17 protein-coding genes are annotated in these 18,195 nt (G+C 70.0%); 6 read left to right on the top strand and 11 right to left on the bottom strand.

Annotated elements, in window-relative coordinates; genetic code table 11:
* Positions 1-55: 55 nt before the first annotated feature.
* The 4 genes from pgl to ASD59_RS02125 all read left to right on the top strand — a co-directional run bounded on the left by pgl (position 56) and on the right by ASD59_RS02125 (position 4,033).
* Positions 56-769, top strand: a complete 714-nt coding sequence (gene pgl, locus ASD59_RS02140; RefSeq protein WP_055827594.1) for a 6-phosphogluconolactonase — start codon at positions 56-58, stop codon at positions 767-769.
* Positions 769-2,661, top strand: coding sequence for a phosphogluconate dehydratase (edd, locus tag ASD59_RS02135; protein ID WP_055827590.1), 1,893 nt, complete (start codon positions 769-771; stop codon positions 2,659-2,661). The genes pgl and edd overlap by 1 nt, the downstream gene beginning before the upstream one ends.
* A gap of 49 nt (positions 2,662-2,710) precedes the next feature.
* Complete coding sequence (gene glk / locus ASD59_RS02130; protein WP_055827587.1) at positions 2,711-3,688, top strand: glucokinase; 978 nt, start codon at positions 2,711-2,713, stop codon at positions 3,686-3,688.
* Positions 3,689-3,772: 84 nt separating this feature from the next.
* Positions 3,773-4,033, top strand: a complete 261-nt coding sequence (locus ASD59_RS02125; RefSeq protein ID WP_055827584.1) for a hypothetical protein — start codon at positions 3,773-3,775, stop codon at positions 4,031-4,033.
* 124 nt (positions 4,034-4,157) lie between these two features.
* On the opposite strand, the gene ASD59_RS14135 is transcribed toward ASD59_RS02125, so the two are convergent.
* The 7 genes from ASD59_RS14135 to ASD59_RS02095 all read right to left on the bottom strand — a co-directional run bounded on the left by ASD59_RS14135 (position 4,158) and on the right by ASD59_RS02095 (position 10,544).
* Positions 4,158-5,024: a hypothetical protein gene (locus ASD59_RS14135; protein ID WP_156376893.1), complete on the bottom strand. Its 867-nt coding sequence runs from the start codon at positions 5,022-5,024 to the stop codon at positions 4,158-4,160.
* A gap of 125 nt (positions 5,025-5,149) precedes the next feature.
* Complete coding sequence (locus tag ASD59_RS02120; RefSeq protein WP_055827579.1) at positions 5,150-5,953, bottom strand: DUF1295 domain-containing protein; 804 nt, start codon at positions 5,951-5,953, stop codon at positions 5,150-5,152.
* A gap of 38 nt (positions 5,954-5,991) precedes the next feature.
* Positions 5,992-6,375: a hypothetical protein gene (locus ASD59_RS02115; protein ID WP_055827571.1), complete on the bottom strand. Its 384-nt coding sequence runs from the start codon at positions 6,373-6,375 to the stop codon at positions 5,992-5,994.
* Positions 6,372-7,670 carry a homogentisate 1,2-dioxygenase gene (gene hmgA / locus ASD59_RS02110; protein ID WP_200943596.1) on the bottom strand — a complete coding sequence of 433 codons (1,299 nt, stop codon included), beginning with the start codon at positions 7,668-7,670 and terminating at the stop codon, positions 6,372-6,374. Before hmgA ends, ASD59_RS02115 begins: the two co-directional genes overlap by 4 nt.
* 82 nt (positions 7,671-7,752) lie before the next feature.
* Complete coding sequence (locus ASD59_RS02105) at positions 7,753-8,871, bottom strand: acyl-CoA dehydrogenase family protein (RefSeq protein WP_055827565.1); 1,119 nt, start codon at positions 8,869-8,871, stop codon at positions 7,753-7,755.
* Positions 8,872-9,038: 167 nt separating this feature from the next.
* Entirely contained in the window at positions 9,039-10,223 is a 1,185-nt protein-coding gene (locus ASD59_RS02100; protein WP_055827563.1) for an acyl-CoA dehydrogenase family protein, read from the bottom strand.
* Between the two features lie 63 nt (positions 10,224-10,286).
* The gene (locus ASD59_RS02095; RefSeq protein ID WP_055827560.1) at positions 10,287-10,544 is read right to left on the bottom strand and encodes an Lrp/AsnC family transcriptional regulator; all 258 of its coding nucleotides are present in this window, start codon (positions 10,542-10,544) and stop codon (positions 10,287-10,289) included.
* Positions 10,545-10,590: 46 nt separating this feature from the next.
* On the opposite strand from ASD59_RS02095, the gene ASD59_RS02090 reads away from it, so the two are divergent.
* On the top strand, positions 10,591-11,409 hold the full coding sequence (locus tag ASD59_RS02090) for an alpha/beta hydrolase (protein WP_055829628.1): 819 nt from the start codon (positions 10,591-10,593) through the stop codon (positions 11,407-11,409).
* A 16-nt stretch (positions 11,410-11,425) separates the two neighbouring features.
* Here ASD59_RS02090 and ASD59_RS02085 read toward each other — a convergent pair whose 3' ends face one another.
* Entirely contained in the window at positions 11,426-11,977 is a 552-nt protein-coding gene (locus ASD59_RS02085; RefSeq protein ID WP_200943597.1) for a hypothetical protein, read from the bottom strand.
* Between the two features lie 783 nt (positions 11,978-12,760).
* Between ASD59_RS02085 and ASD59_RS02080 the strand changes: the two genes are divergently transcribed.
* On the top strand, positions 12,761-13,432 hold the full coding sequence (locus tag ASD59_RS02080; protein ID WP_055827558.1) for a bifunctional 4-hydroxy-2-oxoglutarate aldolase/2-dehydro-3-deoxy-phosphogluconate aldolase: 672 nt from the start codon (positions 12,761-12,763) through the stop codon (positions 13,430-13,432).
* A gap of 47 nt (positions 13,433-13,479) precedes the next feature.
* Here the strand turns inward: ASD59_RS02080 and ASD59_RS02075 are convergent, their stop codons facing one another.
* From ASD59_RS02075 to ASD59_RS02065, 3 genes are all read right to left on the bottom strand, one after another.
* Positions 13,480-16,326 (bottom strand): M16 family metallopeptidase, encoded by a 2,847-nt coding sequence (locus ASD59_RS02075; protein ID WP_055827554.1) that lies wholly within the window; start codon positions 16,324-16,326, stop codon positions 13,480-13,482.
* 67 nt (positions 16,327-16,393) lie between these two features.
* The gene (locus ASD59_RS02070) at positions 16,394-17,242 is read right to left on the bottom strand and encodes a ribokinase (protein ID WP_055827552.1); all 849 of its coding nucleotides are present in this window, start codon (positions 17,240-17,242) and stop codon (positions 16,394-16,396) included.
* A complete protein-coding gene (locus ASD59_RS02065) occupies positions 17,239-18,171 on the bottom strand; it encodes a nucleoside hydrolase (RefSeq protein ID WP_082560071.1) in 933 nt (310 codons plus the stop codon). The genes ASD59_RS02070 and ASD59_RS02065 overlap by 4 nt, the downstream gene beginning before the upstream one ends.
* Positions 18,172-18,195: the final 24 nt, after the last annotated feature.

The following is an 18,195-nucleotide window of genomic DNA, read 5'->3' as shown; positions in this document are numbered from 1 at the left end:
GATCATCCGATCCTCGGCTCAAGCCCGCGGATGACGGCTTTAGAAGCGACGCGCGATGACGGCTCCCACGATCCAGACCTTCCCTGACGGTTCGAGCTGGGCCGCCGCCTGCGCCGCACGCCTGACCGACACCCTCGCCGCCGCCCTCGCCGAAACCGGCAAGGCGGTGTTCGCCGGCGCGGGCGGTTCGACTCCCGCGCCGATCTATCGCCGCATGGCGCAGGCGAATCTCGACTGGTCCCGCGTCGCCGTCACCCTGGTCGACGAGCGCTACGTCCCCGAGACCTCGCCCGAGTCCAACGCCGCCCTGATCAAACAGGCCCTGCTGACCGGCCTGGCCGAGGCCGCCCGGTTCGTGCCGCTGTACCATTCCGAGGTCACCGTCGACCGCGCCGCAGCCTTCGCCGCCCACGCCCTCGCCGCCGAGGGGGGACGTCTCGACGCGGTCCTTCTCGGCATGGGGGAGGATGGCCATATCTGCTCCATGTTCCCGAACAGCCCGACCCTGAAGACCCTGCTCTCCCCCACCCTGCCGCCGACCGTTCTGGGCGTGCCCCCGGGGCGCGACGGCGCGGCGCCCAGCCTCGAGCGGCTGTCGATCAACCTGCCCTATCTCATGGGCGCCCGCTGCGTCGTGCTGGCCCTGACCGGCGCCGCCAAGCGCGCCGTGTTCCAGCGCGAGGCCGCCGGCGACCCCCGCGTCCAGCCCATCGCCGCGCTTGTCGCGGCAAACGTCCCGCTCGACGTTCTGTGGACGGAGAAAGCGTGATGCCGAAACTGCACCCCGTCGTGGCCGAGGTCACCGCCCGCATCGTGGAGCGTTCGAGGTCGACCCGCGCCGACTACCTGCGCCGCATGGACGCAGCCCGCGACTCCGGCGCCGGCCGCGCCAAGCTTTCCTGCGCCAACTGGGCCCACGCCTTCGCCGGCGCCCCGGTCAGGGACAAGCTCACCGCCATGTCGGGGACCCAGCCCAACGTCGGCGTCATCACGGCGTACAACGACATGCTGTCGGCGCATCAGCCGTTCGAGCGCTTCCCGCAGATCATCCGCGACGCCGTGCGCGCGGTGAACGCCACCGCCCAGGTCGCCGGCGCCACGCCCGCCATGTGCGACGGCGTCACCCAGGGGCGGCCGGGCATGGAGCTGTCGCTGTTCAGCCGTGACGTCATCGCCATGTCGACCGGCGTCGGCCTGACCCACGACGCCTTCGACGCCGTCGTCGCCCTGGGCGTATGCGACAAGATCGTGCCCGGCCTGTTCATGGGGTCGCTGGCCTTCGGCCACCTGCCGGTGGTCTTCGCCCCGGCCGGCCCCATGCCCTCGGGCATCGCCAATGCCGAAAAGGCCCGCGTCCGCGCCCTCTACGCCCAGAACAAGGTGAGCCGGTCCGAGCTGCTGGAAAGCGAGATCGGCAGCTACCATTCACCGGGCACCTGCACCTTCTACGGCACCGCCAACTCCAACCAGATGATGATGGAGCTGGGCGGCCTGCACCTGCCCTCGACCGCCTTCGTCCACCCCGAGACCGGCCTGCGCGACGCCCTGACGGCGGCGGCGGCGAAACGGGCCGTCGAGCTGGCCCGCAGCGGCCAGGGCCGGATGGCCGACGTCATCTCCGAGAAGTCGATCGTCAACATGATCGTCGCCCTGCTGGCCACCGGCGGCTCGACCAACCACGCCATCCACCTGGTCGCCATGGCCCGGTCGGCCGGGGTGCTGATCGACTGGACCGACATGGACCAGCTCAGTTCGGTCACCCCGCTTCTGGCCCGGGTCTATCCCAACGGCTCCGCCGACGTGAACGCCTTCCAGGCCGCCGGGGGCGTCGCCTTCGTGACGCGCGAACTGGCTGAAGCCGGCCACATCCACTCCGACGTCACGACCGTCATGGGCGAGGGCATCCATCCCTATTTCCGGGAGCCGGTCATGATCGACGGCGAGCTGGTGTGGAAGGACGGCATCACGGAAAGTCTGGACACGGACATTCTTCGCCCCGCCTCCAACCCGTTCGACACCGAGGGCGGCCTGCGGCTCGTCCAGGGCGACCTCGGCCGGGCCGTGATCAAGGTCTCGGCGGTCAAGCCCGAAAACCGCATCGTCGAGGCCCCCGCCGCCGTGTTCGAGACCCAGGAGGACGCGCTCCAGGCCTTCAAGGACGGGAAGCTGGATCGCGACGTCGTGGTGGTCCTGCGCTTCCAGGGCCCGAAGGCCAACGGCATGCCCGAACTGCACAGCCTGTCGCCCGCCCTGTCCGTGCTTCAGGACAAGGGCTTCAAGGTCGCCTTCGTCACCGACGGCCGCATGTCCGGCGCCTCGGGCAAGACGCCCGCCGCCATCCACGTCTCGCCCGAAGCCCTCGCCGGCGGACCGCTGGCCCATGTCCGGGACGGCGACATCATCCGCCTCGACGCCGACGCGGGCGTGCTGACCACCATCGGCGCGCCCGACCTGACCGCCCGACCGCCCGTCCCCCGCTCGACGGTTCACGCCGAGGGTTCGGGCTGGGGCTATGGCCGCGAACTCTTCGCCGCCTTCCGCCACGTCGTCTCGACCGCGGAAGAGGGCGCCTCGGTCTGTTTCGCCCCGCCCGTCGGCGCCCCGGCCCAGATCGACACGCCGCCCGACAACAACCTCGTCGACCGCGCGGTCGACGCATGACCCGCCCTCAAACAGAGAGCCGCCGCGCGGCGAACGATAGGGACCAAGGATGACCATCGCCTGGGACAAGACCCTGCTCGTCGGCGACGTCGGCGGCACCAACGCCCGCTTCGCCCTCGCCCATATGGTCGAGGGAAGGCCGGTGCTCGAACACCACCAAAGCTTCCCCGCCGAGACCTATCCCACCTTCCTCAAGGGGGTGGCCGCCTTCATCGAGGGCTGCGAGATCAAGCCGACCGGCGGCGTCATCGCCGTGGCCGGGCCGGTCACCGACGGCGAGATCGACCTGACCAACTCGCCATGGCGCGTGTCCGAGTCCGAGCTCCAGACGCTGGGCCTGAATCCTGTCCGGCTGATCAACGACTTCGAGGCCCTCGCCTGGGGCGCGCCGGTGGTGCCCGACGACATGCTGGCCTCGCTGGGCGGCCCCGCCGAGGGAGAGCCCCACGCCGCCATCGCCGTGCTCGGCCCCGGCACCGGCTTCGGCGTGTCCGCCCTGGTGCGCGACGGTCGGGGCGGCGAGATGGCCATGCCGTCCGAGGGCGGACACGCCTGTTTCGCGCCGGGCGACGCGGTCGAGGACGAGATCCTGCGCATCCTGCGCCGCCGCTACGACCGCGTCTCGATCGAGCGGCTGATCTGCGGTCCCGGCCTGCTGAACATGCACCGGGCCCTGGCCGAGATCGACGGGCGCGAGAGCCATATCGACGACCCCGCCCAGATCACCACCGAGGCGCTGGAGAACGCCGACAGTCCGTGCGGCGCCACCCTCGCCCGCTTCTGCGCCATCCTCGGGGCCGTGGCCGGCGACATCGCCCTTACCACGGGGGCGCGCGGCGGCGTCTACATCGCCGGCGGCATCGCCCCGCGCATCCTGCCCTTCCTCAAGGCCAGCCCCTTCCGCGAGCGGTTCGAGCGCAAGGGCCGGTTCCAGGACTATATGGCGGCCATCCCGACGAAGGTGATCCTGCACAAGCACGCCGCCCTGCTGGGGGCCGCCCGCGTGGCCTTCGCCGAAGAAAATTGACGTTCCAACACTTTTTTCTCACGGGACCGTGAACCGAAGCGTCGCGGCTGAGTTATCCGGTTTCCACTCTGGAAGGATATCCTCATGCGTAAACTGATCATCGCCTCCGCCGCCATCTTCGCCCTGGCCGGCGTCGCCGCCTGCGAAAGCCAGGCCGACAAGACCGCCGAAGTCCAGGCCGACGCCCTGGAAGAACAAGCTGCTGCGGCTCCGACCGAAGCCGCTGAAACGGCCCTGAACGAAAAAGCCGACATGATCGAGCAACAGGCCGGCAACGCTGACGGCGGCGCCACCACCGCCAACACGCCGAACACCTCGCCGTCGACGGCGAACCCGGGCCAGTAAGACCCGGACAGCCGGGGCCTTCATGACCCCCGGTTTTTTCTTCGGAAAGTCAGCCCCCGTCGCGCAAGCGGCGGGGGTTTTTCGTTTGGGAGAGGGCGGTGAGACAAGCTCCAGGCGGAGCGCGCTACATCAGGCGTTCGTAGGTCACCACAATCAGGGGCTGGCCCTCCGCGTTCGGATAATAGACCCGGCCCTCATTCGCGGTCGCGCCGACCTGTTCGAGTTTCATCTCGCTCAAGAAGCGAAGTCGCCGCTCGGCCTCCGTCGTGGAACCCGCAAGCGTGTGGTCAAAACGACAGTCGGACAATCCCCCTTCACGGACCACGCAGCTGAGATCGGCAGGCGCGGGCGGCGGGGGCGCGGGAGGTGCTGTGTCGCGACCTCGCGCTCCACCGCTAACACTGCGGCTACGCCTTTGTCGCCGCGGCCCGCGCGCAATCTCCTCGGCATTGTCAACCTGCCACTGGCTCTTCAGATCGTCGCCGGCCCGGGGAAGCAGGTCTCGTTCGTCGCTCGCCGCGTATCCACATGCGGTCAGCACCCGATCGAGATTCCCGTTCTGGGTCGGCAGGTCGAAGATTGCATGAACCGGAGCGGCGCTCCCGGCCCGCGACCTCAGCTCAAATACGCCCCCTCCCCGCAGGAAACGAGCGTCGCGCCCGCTCACCGAAGCGGTGAAGGCCGTTGTTCCGGGCTCCGCGAACCATGTCTGGGTATCTTGCCGCCCATCAGCTCGCGACGCCGCCAGGATGCGGGTTCGTTCCGTTGACGCCGGCAGACCCACAAGGACCACCCGCAAGCCGGCCGGCGCGCACTGGACCACGACTGCTTGGCCGTCCTCATAGCGCACGGTGGCCGCCGACAGGTTTCGTGCGGCATCGGCGGCGAACTCCCAGTCGTCGTCCTGCGGCATAACCGGGTTCGTCGCGAGACCGGTCGGCGCCAGCATCGACAAGGCCGACCACAGTCCGGCCCAGATCAATCCATTCATTCGAGGTCCCCGCTCCCAGTGAACGAGAACACACATCTTGGCCGGAGCGGTCAAGCAAGCGACAGTTCAGGCGCCCCGCTTTTCGACAGACCGTGGCCAGGCCAGGGGCTGGTGCGGAATGGCGGTCAAACCTTCTTCGGCGGCCACGGAATGAAGGCGCTGGTGCGCCGCACATAATCCTCGTAGCCGGGCTTCGACTTCGCCGTCGCCTTCTCGGTGATGCCGATGCCGGACCAGCGCGTCAGGGTGAAGGTCAGGAAGATCGGGCCGGCGATCGCCCAGACCCCCGGCCCCGTCTCGGCCGCGATCAGATACAGTCCCCACCAGACGCAGGCGTCGCCGAAATAGTTGGGATGCCGGGTCCAGCGCCACAGGCCCGTGTCCAGCACCTTGCCCCTGTTCGTCGGGTCCTTCTTGAACGCCGCCAGCTGGGCGTCGCCGATGCTCTCGAAGCCGATGCCGATGACCGCCAGCACCGCCCCCGTCCAGCCGATCCAGCCGACCGTCGGCGCATAGGCCACCTGCCCCAGCTGCACCGGCAGCGATGTCAGCCAGGCCAGCACCGCCTGCGGCAGGAAGACGAACAACAGGGCCGTCTTGCCGAAGGCCCAGCCCCTGGTCTTCTCCTGGGTCTCGACCAGTTCGACATAGCGTGCGTCCGCGCCGTTGCGCCGCCACCGACTCAAAAGGTGCCAGCCCAGCCGGATCGCCCACACCCCGACCAGCCAGACCAGCAGCCATTTGCGCGTCGGATCGCCATCGGTGCGCGGAAAGGTGGCCAGCGCCAGCATCAGCATGCCGAGCGGCCAGACGCCGTCGATGAAGCTGACGTCCTTCAGCCGCAGGGCGACCCGCCACAGCCCCAGCATCACCGCGACGATCAGGGCCAGGTTCAGGCCCAGCAGGGCGGCGATCTCGATCAGGCTCATGGCTCAGGAACGGCGCCGCGAGAGGTTCGGATGCACGGTCAGTCGACGCACAGGGTGGCCTCGGCCTTGCCGTCCTCGACGCGGGTGAAACAGCCGAAGCGGTTGCTGTCGGCCTGACAGATACCCGCCACCGCCGCGCCTTCCGCCGGACGCGCCGCGACGTCCGCGACGCGGCACTCGCCCGCGCACTGGTCGCTGTCGGTGCAGCGTTTGCCGGCGTCGGCGTAACGCACCACGCACTGCATCGTCTGCATCCGGCCGACCGGCTGCATCCGCCCGCCGCGCGCCAGACAGTCCGCCGCCGCCGCGCTCTCCGGGACGGCCACCGGCGCCGGCTCGTTGCCGAAGCCGAGGTCGCCCTTCTCCGGAACCGGCTGGCAGGCGGCCAGCAGAACGGCCGCGATCATGGCAAGGCGCTTCATTCCACTTGTCCCTTCTGGAACCCGGTCCAGACGTCGTCGTAGTCCAGCTGCATCGTCGGGCTGGTTTGCGCCCATTCCGTGGTCCGGATCGGCAGCCGTGTCTCGAACATGAAGGCCAGGGTGTCGGCGATCTTCACCGGCTTCAGATCCGCGGCCACCGCCTTGTCATAGGACGCCTGATCCGGCCCGTGCCCGCTCATGCAATTGTGCAGCGAGGCCCCGCCGGGGGCGAAGCCGCCCTCCTTGGCGTCGTATTCGCCGGTCACCAGCCCCATGAACTCGCTCATGACGTTGCGGTGGAACCACGGCGGACGGAAGGTGTCCTCGGCCACCATCCAGCGCGGCGGGAAGATGACGAAGTCGCAATTGGCCGTTCCCGGCGTATCGCTGGGCGAGGTCAGGACCGTGAAGATCGACGGATCCGGATGGTCGAAACTGACGGTGCCGATCGTATTGAACCGTGCGGTGTCGTATTTGTAGGGCGCCAGGTTGCCGTGCCAGGCGACGACATCCATCGGGCTGTGGTCGAAGGTCGTGACGTACAGCCGGCCGCCGAACTTCTGTATGCACTCGGTCGGGCGATCGACATCCTCGAAGGCCGCGACGGGCGTCAGGAAATCGCGCGGATTGGCCAGGCCGTTCGAACCGATCGGCCCCAGGTCCGGCAGGCGGAAGGCGGCGCCGTAATTCTCGCAGACATAGCCCCGGATCGCTCCCGAACACTCCACCCGGAACCGCACCCCGCGGGGAATGACCACGACCTCGCCGGGCCTCGCGTCGATCCGCCCCATCTCGGTGACGAAGGCCTGGTCGCCCAGTTGCGGCACGATCAAAAGCTCGCCGTCGGCGCAGTAGAAGACCCGGTCCGTCATCGACCGGTTGGCGGCGTACAGGTGGATGCCGATCCCCGACAGCGCCTCGGGATCGCCGGTCCCGCCATAGGTCGTCAGCCCCTCGACCCAGTCGGTCGGCTCTGTCGGCATCGGCAGCGGGTCCCAACGCATCCGGTTGGGCGACGGCGGCGCCTCATGGAACGGCCCCGACCGCACACGCGCCTGCGGAAACGGCTGATAGGCCGGATGCTGGGCGCTGGGCCGCAGCCGGTACAGCCACGACCGCCGGTTCTCGCTGCGCGGCGCGGTGAAGGCCGTCCCCGACAGCTGTTCGGCGTACAGCCCCATCGGCGCCCGTTGCGGTGAATTCCGCCCTTCGGGCAGGGCGCCGGCCACGGCCTCCGTGGCGAAATGATTGCCGAAGCCGGTCAGGTATCGAGGCGCGTTGGTTCGCGTCGTCATGGCGAGTGTCTCCCTGTCCATCGATCTAGGACAGGCCGGACCGATTGGCCACTCCGGCGTGATCCGGAGGCGCGGGCGCCGACTAGAACCCCTGGCTTCGCGCCATCCGCTCCTGATGGAATCCGGCGTCGCCGAGCAGTTCGTTGAGCACACGCACCCGTTTCATGAACAGGCCGACGTCGAATTCGTCGGTCATGCCGACGCCGCCGTGCATCTGCACCGCTTCCTGCACCGCCAGTTCGGCCACCCGCCCGGCCTTGGCCTTGGCCACGGACACCACCAGTCCCGCGTCCTCGCGCCCGACGTCCAGCGCGTTGAGCGCCCCCGCCGTCGCCGCCCGGGCGATCTCGATCTCCGAAAACAGATGCGCCGCCCGATGCTGCAGGGCCTGGAATTCGCCGATCAGCTTGCCGAACTGTTTGCGCGTCCGCAGATAGGCCATCGTCGTCTGGAAGGCTTGGTCCCCCGCCCCGTTCAGCGACGCCGCCGCGCACGCCCGGCCCAGATTCAGCGCGCCCTCCAGCAGGGCCTCGCCGCCGTCGACCGCGCCGATCACGGCGTCCGCATCGACCTCGACATCGGTCAGGGTCACCCGCGCCGCATTGTGCGCATCGACCATGACGGTGCGCTCGATCTCCACGCCCGCCGTCGTCGGATCGACCAGGAACAGCGTCAGCCCCGCATCCGTCCGCGCCGCCACGATCACGGCGTCGGCCACATGGCCGTCGAGCACGAAGCCCTTGGCCCCGTTCAGCCTGAATCCGTTGCCCGACCGCTGGGCCGTCGTCGCGATCCGCGCCGGCGCATGCTTGGGGCCTTCGTCCACGGCCAGCGACACGATCGCCTCGCCCGCCGCGATCCGGGGCAGCCACGCCGCCTGCTGCTCCGCCGATCCGCCCTTGAGCACCGTCGCCGACAGCACGCCGGTCCCCAGGAAGGGCGACGGCGTCAGCGTCCGCCCCAGGGCCTCGGCCAGCACCCCGGCCTCGACCGCGCCCAGCCCCGAACCGCCGTGGTCCTCCGAAATGAGAACCCCTGCGAACCCCATCTCCCCGAACGCCCGCCACAGGTCGCGCGACACGCCGTCCGCGTCCCTGCTGTCACGCAGCTTGCGCAGATGGGCGATCGGCGCGTGCTCGTTGAGGAAGCCGTCGGCCGCCGCCTTCAGCATCGCCTGCTCTTCGGTCAGGATCAGGGGCATTTTCGGCCGCGTCTTTCTCGTCGTCATCCTCGGGCTTGACCCGAGGATCAGATGTTCCGTCGCTCGTTCATGAGGGATGGTCCGACGGTCCCGTCCGCCCCTCAGCCACTCGTCGCCCCGACGTCTGGCCCTCGGGTCAAGCCCGGGGGTGACGGCGGCATGGGGCGCTACGCCCCCGGCAGTTGCAGCAGGTGTTTGGCGATGATGTTGAGCTGGATCTCGCTCGTCCCGCCCTCGATGGAATTGGCCTTGGTGCGCAGCCAGTCGCGCGCCGCCGCCCCGTGGCGCGAGCGCTCGCCCTCCCATTCCAGCGCGTCCGACCCGCCCGCCGCCATCAGCAGCTCATGCCGTCGCTTGTTCAGCTCGGACCCATAGTATTTCAGCATCGAGGCGATCGCCGGGTGCGCCTGCCCCGCCTTCACCTGATCGCCCGTCCGCTCCATGGCCAGACGGAAGGCGGCGGCGTCCACTTCCAGCTCGGCGATCCGCGCCCGGAGCATAGGCGCGTCCAGCCGCCCGTCGTCGTCCAGGCCGATCGATCCGGTCGCCACCTGACCGAGCGGCCGCCCGCCGCCGACCTCGCCCATGGCCCCGATCATGGTCCGCTCATGCGCCAGCAGGTGCTTGGCCACGTCCCAGCCGCGGTTCAGCGTGCCGACGAGGTTCGCCTTCTCCACCCGCACGTCGTCGAAGAAGGTCTCGCAGAACGGGCTCTTGCCGCTGATCAGGGTGATCGGCCGCGTGCTTACGCCCTTCGTCGCCATGTCGAACAGGACGAAGGAGATGCCCAGATGCTTGGGCGCCTCCGCATCGGTCCGCACCAGGCAGAAGATCCAGTCCGCCTTGTCGGCGTAGGAGGTCCAGACCTTCTGGCCGTTGACGATCCAGTGGTCTCCCCGGTCCTCCGCCCGGGTCTGGATCGCCGCCAGATCGGACCCGGCCCCCGGCTCGGAATAGCCCTGGCACCAGCGGATTTCGCCGCGCACGATCTCGGGCAGGAAACGCTGCTTCTGTTCCTCGGTCCCGAAGGCCAGCAGCGCCGGCCCCAGCATCCAGACCCCGAAACTGGCCAGCGGCGCCTGGGCGTCGATGCGGCGCATCTCCGACGCCAGAACCTTGGCCTGTTCCCGGCTCAGCCCGCCGCCCCCGTATTCGGCCGGCCATTCCGGCGCGGTCCAGCCGCGCGCGCCCATCCGCTCCAGCCAGGTCCTGTGCGCCGGCGTCGGGAAGACGGCGTTGCGCCCGCCCCAGACCCGGTCGTCGTCGCTCTCCACCGGCCCGCGGCACTCCGCGGGACAGTTGGCCTCGAGCCAGGCGCGGGTCTCCGCGCGGAACGCATCAAGATCGGTCATGCTGAACCCTTGTCATCCCGGCGAAAGCCGGAACATTAGCAGCGATTCACGAGTGACGTAGCGTCAGCCCCCGCCCGGCAGGAAGGGCGAGAAGGTGATGACCGTGAAGGTGTCGCGGATATTGGCCCGCGTCTGCACCGACTTGGTCACGAAGGTGCCGATGTCCATCTCCTTCGGCAGCTGGAATTTGGCCAGCAGGTCATACTGGCCCGACGTCGAATAGACCTCCGAGACGAATTCGACATTGTCCACCATGTCGGCGGCCACGTCGTTGGCGTGACCCAGCTCGCATTTGATGAAGACGAAGATGGCGGTCATCATGGCGGCGGTCCTCCGGTGCGTGGAGGTTCATCTAGCGGATGGTTGCGTGACGGGTAAGAGCGAAGCGGTCATCGACCTCGAGGCCGAATACAACAACCGCGCCCGCGTGCCCGACCATCCCGCCGTCATGGCCATGTGGCGCGAAACCGCCGAAGCGGCCCGCACCGCCCATCCGCCCGTCGAGATCGCCTACGGCAAGGGCGAACGCGAGGTCATGGACCTGTTCGAGGCCGACCCGGACGCCCCGGTCGCCGTCTTTCTGCACGGCGGCTACTGGCAGGCGCTGGACAAGGGCTGGTTCAGCGGCCTCGCCCCCGCCTTCCTCGCCCACGGCGTCAGCCTCGCCGTCCCCTCCTATGACCTGGCCCCTGCCGTCCGCCTCGGCCGCATCCTCGGTCAGGCGCGCGAGGCGGTGGCGATTATCCGCGCCCGCACGGGGACCCGCCCCGTGGTGTTCGGCCACTCCGCCGGCGGGCATATGGCGGCCTGCATGCTGTCCGAGGGCCGCGCCTCGGCCGCCGTCGCCATCAGCGGCGTCTTCGACCTGCGCCGGCTCGTCCCCACCTCCCTGAACAAGGCGCTCGATCTGGATGAGCGCGAGGCCGCCGCCCTGTCGCCCCTCTTCTGGCCCGTGCCCAACGGTTCGACGCCCGGGGGCACGATCCTGGACTGCGTCGTGGGCGGGGAAGAGAGCCCGGAGTTCCTGCGCCAGTCGCGGCTGATGGCCGACCACTGGGCCGCCAACGGCGTCGAGACCCGCTACGAGGCCCTGCCCGGCCTGAACCATTTCACCGTGCTGGACCCGCTGTTCGACGCGGACAGCCCGCTGGTGAAGCGGATCGTCGGCCTGGCGAAGGCCGCCTGATCCGCTTCCTGTCGGCTTAACGGCGCGTCGCGTCGCCCGCGACCTGCCCCACCGTGCCGACGGTGTTATCGACCACACCGCCCGGCTGCAGGGTCGTATTGGCCACGCCGCCGACCGTGTTGACCGTATTGTCCACCGTGGTGAGCAGCCGCTCGAGGATTTCCGGATTCCGGTCGATGGTCGTCAGGGTTCGGTCGATGATGGCCTGGACATTGTCCAGCCGCACCTTCAGCAGCACCTGGGCGCTGACGCCCTTGATGCTTATCTTGACGTTGTCGACCGAGACGTCGGCGCCGGCGCTCAGGTGCAGCAGATTGGCCAGCCGCGCTTCCAGAGCGATCTTGGCCTGGAGGTTTTCCACCTCGATCGTGATCTCCTCGACCGACAGGTTCGGGATATCCAGCAGCACATCCGGCTCGGCCGAGGGGCTGGAGGGCGGCGTCGCGCTCTGCGCGGACAGGGGCTGAACCGGCTGGACCTGCATGCCTCCGGCCGGGGACTGGGCCGCGGCGTGGCCTGCGGCGGCCAGAAGAATTACGGCTGCGCCGCTCGCCAGTAGATGCTTCATCGAGGGTCTCCTTGGGGTGGGTCAGGCGCGTCGCTCGGACGCACATCGGCTTGGGGGGACGCCGGGGCGGCGTCGGGGACGGCGATCGTCGCGGCCGCTGTCAGGTTCCACTGGACGTTCCGGAATGTCCTTTGACCGGGAATCGGTCGCGGCAGGCCGGTCGACAGGTTTTCCTCGATCACGGATCCCGACGGCTCGGCCCAGGCCCGGACTCTCACCGTCCCGACCTGCCGCCATCGAATCTGGTCGGCATGGGCCGATATCGACAGGCTTATATCCGGCTCAGCGGCAGACGGCGGCGGGATTGCGACCGGCGACGCCTGCCCTGCGGCGGCGAGAAAAAATGACGAGAATGCGGCGATCATGGGATGGAAAAGTCGTCAGCGGGATTCCGGTTCCGGCATCCTGGCCGGGGCTGCGGAGCCCAGGGCTCTATCGGCCTGCGCTCCTCGATTCATCGCTTGACCGAAGCGAAGAATGGTCGTGTCTGCGCGCGGTCGGCCGCCTCTCCTCGCGGTCGGTTGCGTACTCGGGGATTCATGTTTCGCCTTCTTCGAAAGTTCCTCCGCCGCCTTCGCTGCCGACGCCATCGCTGGCGTCCGGACCGCCGCGTCTCGGGGCGTGAGTTCTGCGACCTCTGCGGCGCCAGGCGACGGGTGAACTGAGCGTCCGGACCGGGTTTCGAAACACAAAGTTCCCCGCTCCCCGCGCCGGCGCTTTCCCGCGATGCGGCGGGTGGGATAAGCATGGCGCATCGCCGGACCGATCGGCGGGGGAAGAACCATGCGCCACGACCGCCTCTCCGTCCTGACCGCCCTCGAGTCCCAGGGCGTGGCCCCGGTCTTCTATCATCCGGATCCGCAGGTCTGCCTGAACGTGATCCGCGCCTGCGCCCGCGGCGGGGCGCCCGTGATCGAATTCACCAACCGCGGCGACTTCGCCTGCGACCTGTTCGGCGACATCGCCCGCGAACTGCAGAAGACCGACCCGGACATCATCCTCGGCATCGGCTCGGTGGTCGATGCGGGCACGGCGAGCCTCTACCTCAACCGCGGCGCCCGTTTCGTGGTCAGCCCCTGCCTGGTCCCGGATGTCGCCCGCGTCTGCAACCGGCGCATGACGGCCTATTTCCCGGGCTGCGGCTCAGTCACCGAGATCGGCCAGGCGCATGAACTGGGCTGCGAGATCGTCAAGCTGTTCCCGGGCGCCAGCGTCGGCGGCCCGGACTTCGTCAAGGCGGTGCTGGGCCCCATGCCCTGGACGAAGATCATGCCGACGGGCGGCGTCGACCCCGACGAGGCCAGCATCGCCAGATGGTTCGGCAGCGGCATCGTCGCCGCCGGCATGGGTTCGAAACTGATCACCGACGCGGCGGTCAAGGCCGGCGACTGGGCCGGCGTCGAGGCGAATGTGCGCAGGACGGTGGACGCGATCGCGAGCTTCCGGGGACGCTGAACCGTCTCCTCCCTGTCGCGCAGCGATGGGGAGGAGACGGAGCTCCCCTACAGCCCCAGCGTCGCGCTGTTCAGATCCAGCTCCGCCGCCGGGATCACCACCACGTCGGGATGGGCCGCCCGCAGGGCGTCGATGAACATCGCCGACTGGCCCACGACCACGACATAGGCCTGATCCGACCCGACCCCTTGCGCCGCCGCCATCACGCCCTCGGGCGTGGTGGCGTTGATCCTGGCGGGATAGGTCTCGACCTCGGTCAGCGGCAGGCCATAGGTGACCAGGTCCGCCAGCACCCCGCCCAGACCGCCCGTGGTCTCGACCGCGCGCGAGAAGCCGCCGGTGATGAAGGCCTCGCGGTCGGTCACGGCCTGGTCGGTCACCGCCTCGGTCTTCAGCCGGTCGAACTCGGCCAGCACCAGGGCGACGACCTCGGCGGCGCTTTCGTTCTTGGTCTGGGTCGCGGCGGACAGCAGGCCGCCGTCCACCCGCGCGCCCAGGGTCGAGCTGGCGCCGTAGGACAGGCCGCGTTTGGCCCGCACCTCCTGGAACAGGTGACCGTTCTGGCCGCCGCCGATGACGCTGTTGACCACCGCCAGCGGATAGAAGGCTTCGTCCGACCGGCGCGGTCCACGCACGGCCGCCGCGACCGCCGCCTGTCCGGCGCCGGGCAGGTCGACCACGACGATGCGCGGCGCCGGTCGTCCACCCGCCCGGTTCGGGACGGTCGGAACCGGGTCCGACGGCCGTTCCCAGCCGCCCAGGGTGCGCTCGGCGAAGGCGAAGGCCTGCTCCGGCTCCATGCCGCCCGTGATGATCAGGGCCGCGTTGTCGGGCCGCCACCAGCGGTCATGGAAGTCGACGACCTGGTCGCGCGTCAGGGTCGCGACCGAGGTCGGCGTCCCCGCGGCCGGCGCTCCATAGGCCGCGCCCCCGAAGGCCAGCCGGTTCAGCACCTGCGACGCCAGGTTTCCAGGATCGCGCAGGGCGACGGTCAGGCCCGTGACCGTCTGGGTCCGGCTGCGCTCCAGCTCCGCCGCGGCGAAGGTCGGCCGCATCACCACGTCGGCGAACACCGATCCCGCCTGGTCCGCGGACGCAATGGGAGCGGACAGGGACACCGAGCTGGAATCCGCGCCCGCGCCGCTGTTCAGGTCGGCGCCCAGCGCCTCCAGCGCCCGCGCGATCTCGGGGGCCGACCGTTCGCCCGCGCCCCGCGTCGCCAGATTGGCGGTCATCGAGGCCAGACCCGGCTGGCCGGCGGGATCCCCGGCCGCGCCTCCCGCCATCCTCAGCTGGACGTTCATGATCGGCAGGTTGGTCGACTTGGCCGCGATGACGCGCAGGCCGTTGGACAGGGTCCGCTCCACCACGCGCGGCGTGGCCATGGCCCGGACCGGCCCCGGCGCCGGCGGGGCCATCCGCTGGCCCTCGGGCAGCAGTTCATTGGCCGGCAGGATGGCCGGCGGCACGGTCAGATAGGTCGGCACGGGCGCCGGATTGCGCCAGCTGTCCTCGGGCGCGCCGGCGGGCCGGGCGCTCTCGTCCTGATAGCGCACCGCCACCCGGGCCTGGTCGTCGAGATACGTCCGCGCCACCCGCTGCACGTCCGCCGCGGTCACGGCCTGCACCGCGGCCAGCCGTGCGTCGGGCGCCCCGGGATCATTCTCCGAAACGATGGCCTGACCGAGGATGAAGGCCCGGCCCGAGGCCGTCTCGCGCTGGCGCAGCTCGGCGGCGATGATCTCTGTCTTGGCCTCGGCCAGTTCGGCCGCGGTCACCGGCTCGTCGCGCACCCGCGCCAGTTCGATGTCCAGCGCCGCCTCGAGGTCGGTCATCGACTTGCCGCGCGCCACCGTGCTGGTCACGCCGATCGAGCCGTCCTCCTCCATGCTGTTGGCGCCGAAATTGGCGGTCGAGGCCAGCTGCTTGCCGTAGACGAGGGCCTGATACAGGCGCGAGCTGTCACCGCGCGACATGATGGCCTGCAGCACGTCCAGGGCGGCGGCGTCGGGGTGGTTCGCCGCAATGCCGGGATAGAGGACGCCCACCGCCGGCATCGGCACATTGGGGGCATAGGCCTCGACCCTGCGCGGCGCGGTGCGCGGCGTTTCGACGGGCCGCTGGAACACCGGCACGGGACGTTCCGGGTTCGGAATGCCGGCGAAATACTGGTCGACCCAGCGGTCCAGCTGCGCCGGATCGAAATTGCCCGACACGATCATCGTCGCCGTGGCGGGGCGGTAGTAGGCCTCGTGGAAGGCCCGGGCGTCGTCGATGACGGCTGAATCCAGTTCCTCGATCGAGCCGATCACGCTGCGGCGGTAGATGCTTTCGTCGAAGCTGTTGTCGCCGATCACGAACCGCTGGAAGCGGCCATAGGGCGGGGCCAGCACCCGCTGGCGCAGCTCTTCCTTGACGATCGAACGCTCTGCCTGGAACACGGCGTCATCGACCACCGGCCGCGCCATCCGCTCGGCGTGGGTCCACAGCATCGTCTCCAGGTACTGCGGCGGCACGGTCTCGTAATAGTTGGTGAAATCCTGCCCCGTGGAGGCGTTGCGCGAGCCGCCCGCGTTTTCGACCAGGGTCGAGATCTGGCCATAGGGCAGGTTGACCGTCTTGCGGCTCAGGATGTGTTCGAACAGGTGGGCGAAGCCGCTGCGGCCCTGCGGATCGTCCTTGCCGCCGACGTCGTACCAGAGGGTCACCGTCACCGTGCCGGCCGTGGCGTCCGGCATGGCGTAGACGTCGAGCCCGTTGGCCAGCTCGCGGTGGGTGTATTCCAGCGGCGGCACGCTGATCGGCGCGGGCGCTGTCTGGGCGAAACCCGGTCCGGCGGCGAGCGTAGAAAGCGTCAGGAGCGAAGCCCCCAGAAGGGCGGCGGTGCGTGTCATGTCGGCGATCCCCGGAGCGGCGTCTGAACGGATGCGGGACCCTATCAGCCGATCTCGCGGGCCATAGTTACGTCGCGGTAATGATCGCCTCGACCTCGGCCCGCGTCGGCAGCGAGGGCTGCGCCCCGGCCCGCGTCGCCGCCACCGCCCCCGCCGCGCAGGCGAACCGCAACGCCGGCTCGGCCGCCATCCCCTCCAGCAGGGCCACGCAGATCGCCCCGACGAAGGCGTCGCCCGCCCCGGTCGCGTCCAGCGGCCGGATCCTGGGCGGCGTCGCCCGGGCGACCTCGGCCCCGCGCTGGTACATGACCGCGCCCCGCGCCCCGAGCGTCACCACCACCCGACCGCCGCCGTGATGCAGCAGGTCGCCGTAGAATTCGGCCTCGGTCTCATTGACCACCAGCAGGTCGGCGCGGCGCAGCAGCTGGTCCGACACCGGCGCCGCCGGGGCCAGGTTGACGCAGACGAACTCGGTCGCCCGCCCCACCGCCGCCTCGACCGTCTCGACCGGCAGCTCCAGCTGCAGGATCAGCGGGGTTTCGATCCGCGCCGGCAGCTGTTCGGGCATGACGCTGTGATTGGCCCCCGCCGCGACCACGATCTGGTTCTCGCCCTGGGGATCGACGGCGATCAGGGCCACGCCCGTCGGCGCCGCGGCGTCCGTGATCACCCCGGCGACATCGACGTCCTCGGCCAGCAGCAGGCCCATGGCCTCCTCGGCCATGCCGTCGCGCCCCACCCGGCCGATCAGACAGACCTCGGCGCCGAGCCGCTGCGCCGCCAGCGCCTGGTTGGCGCCCTTGCCGCCCGGATGCCGCGCCAGGGTCGCCCCGGTCACGGTCTCGCCCGCGCGCGGCAGACGCGGCGCCGAGGCGACGAAATCCAGATTGATCGAACCGATGACGGTCAGCCTCACCTCACCGCCTCCGCGATCAGGTCGAAGACCCCGTCCGCGTCCGCCGCCGCCGCCCAGCGGTGCGGCAGCGGTCCCGCCACCGCCTCGCGGAACTCGACCGCCGTATGGCCGCGCGTCAGGTCGCTGTGCGTCTCCACCGCGATCCGGCAGGCCTTCAGCTCGAACAGCCCGGGCCGCAGCAGCCAGGCCACCGGACACGGATCATGCACCGGCGGCGCGTCCCAGCCGACGATCCTGCGCTCGACCCTCTGCGAGAACCGCATCATCGCCGCCGCCGCATCCGCCATGGGAGTCCCGACCGCCTCCAGCGCCGCGATCCGCGCGTCGGTCGCCCGCACCTGATGCGTCGCGTCCAGCCCGAACATCACCAGGTCGCAGCCGGTCGCCAGCACCTCGGCCGCCGCCTCGGGATCGGCCCAGATGTTGAACTCGGCCGAGGCGGTGATGTTGCCGCCCTCGGATCTCGCCCCGCCCATGACCGCCACCGTCCCCAACCGGTCCGCCAGCCCGGGCGCCTTGCGCAGGGCCAGGGCCAGATTGGTCATCGGCCCCAGCACCGCCATCGCGACCGACTTCTCCGGCCGGCCCATGACCAGGTCGATGATGGCGTCCGCCGCATGGCCATCCGCGCACGGAGCATCCGGCTCGAACGGCGTCAGGTCGCCCAGCCCCTCGGCGCCGTGGAACTCGCCCGCCCCGGCCGGCTCGCGCCGCAACGGCCGCTCCGCCCCCATGAAGACGGGCACGTCCTCGCGCCGGGCGATCTGGCGCAGGATGCGGGCGTTTCGCGCCGTCTTCTCCACCGGCACATTGCCGCCCACGGCGGTGACGGCCAGCAGCTCCAGCTCGCCCGACCCGAAGGCGAGCATCAGCGCCACGGCGTCGTCCACGCCGGGATCGCAATCGATGATGAGGGACAGGGTTTTCACCGGATCAGGTTTGAAGCGGGTCGC

It is taken from the genome of Brevundimonas sp. Root608 (assembly GCF_001427825.1).
Classification (GTDB): Bacteria; Pseudomonadota; Alphaproteobacteria; order Caulobacterales; family Caulobacteraceae; genus Brevundimonas.
Note: the sequence above shows the minus strand (reverse complement) of the source record. Positions and strands in the feature narration are given on the sequence as shown.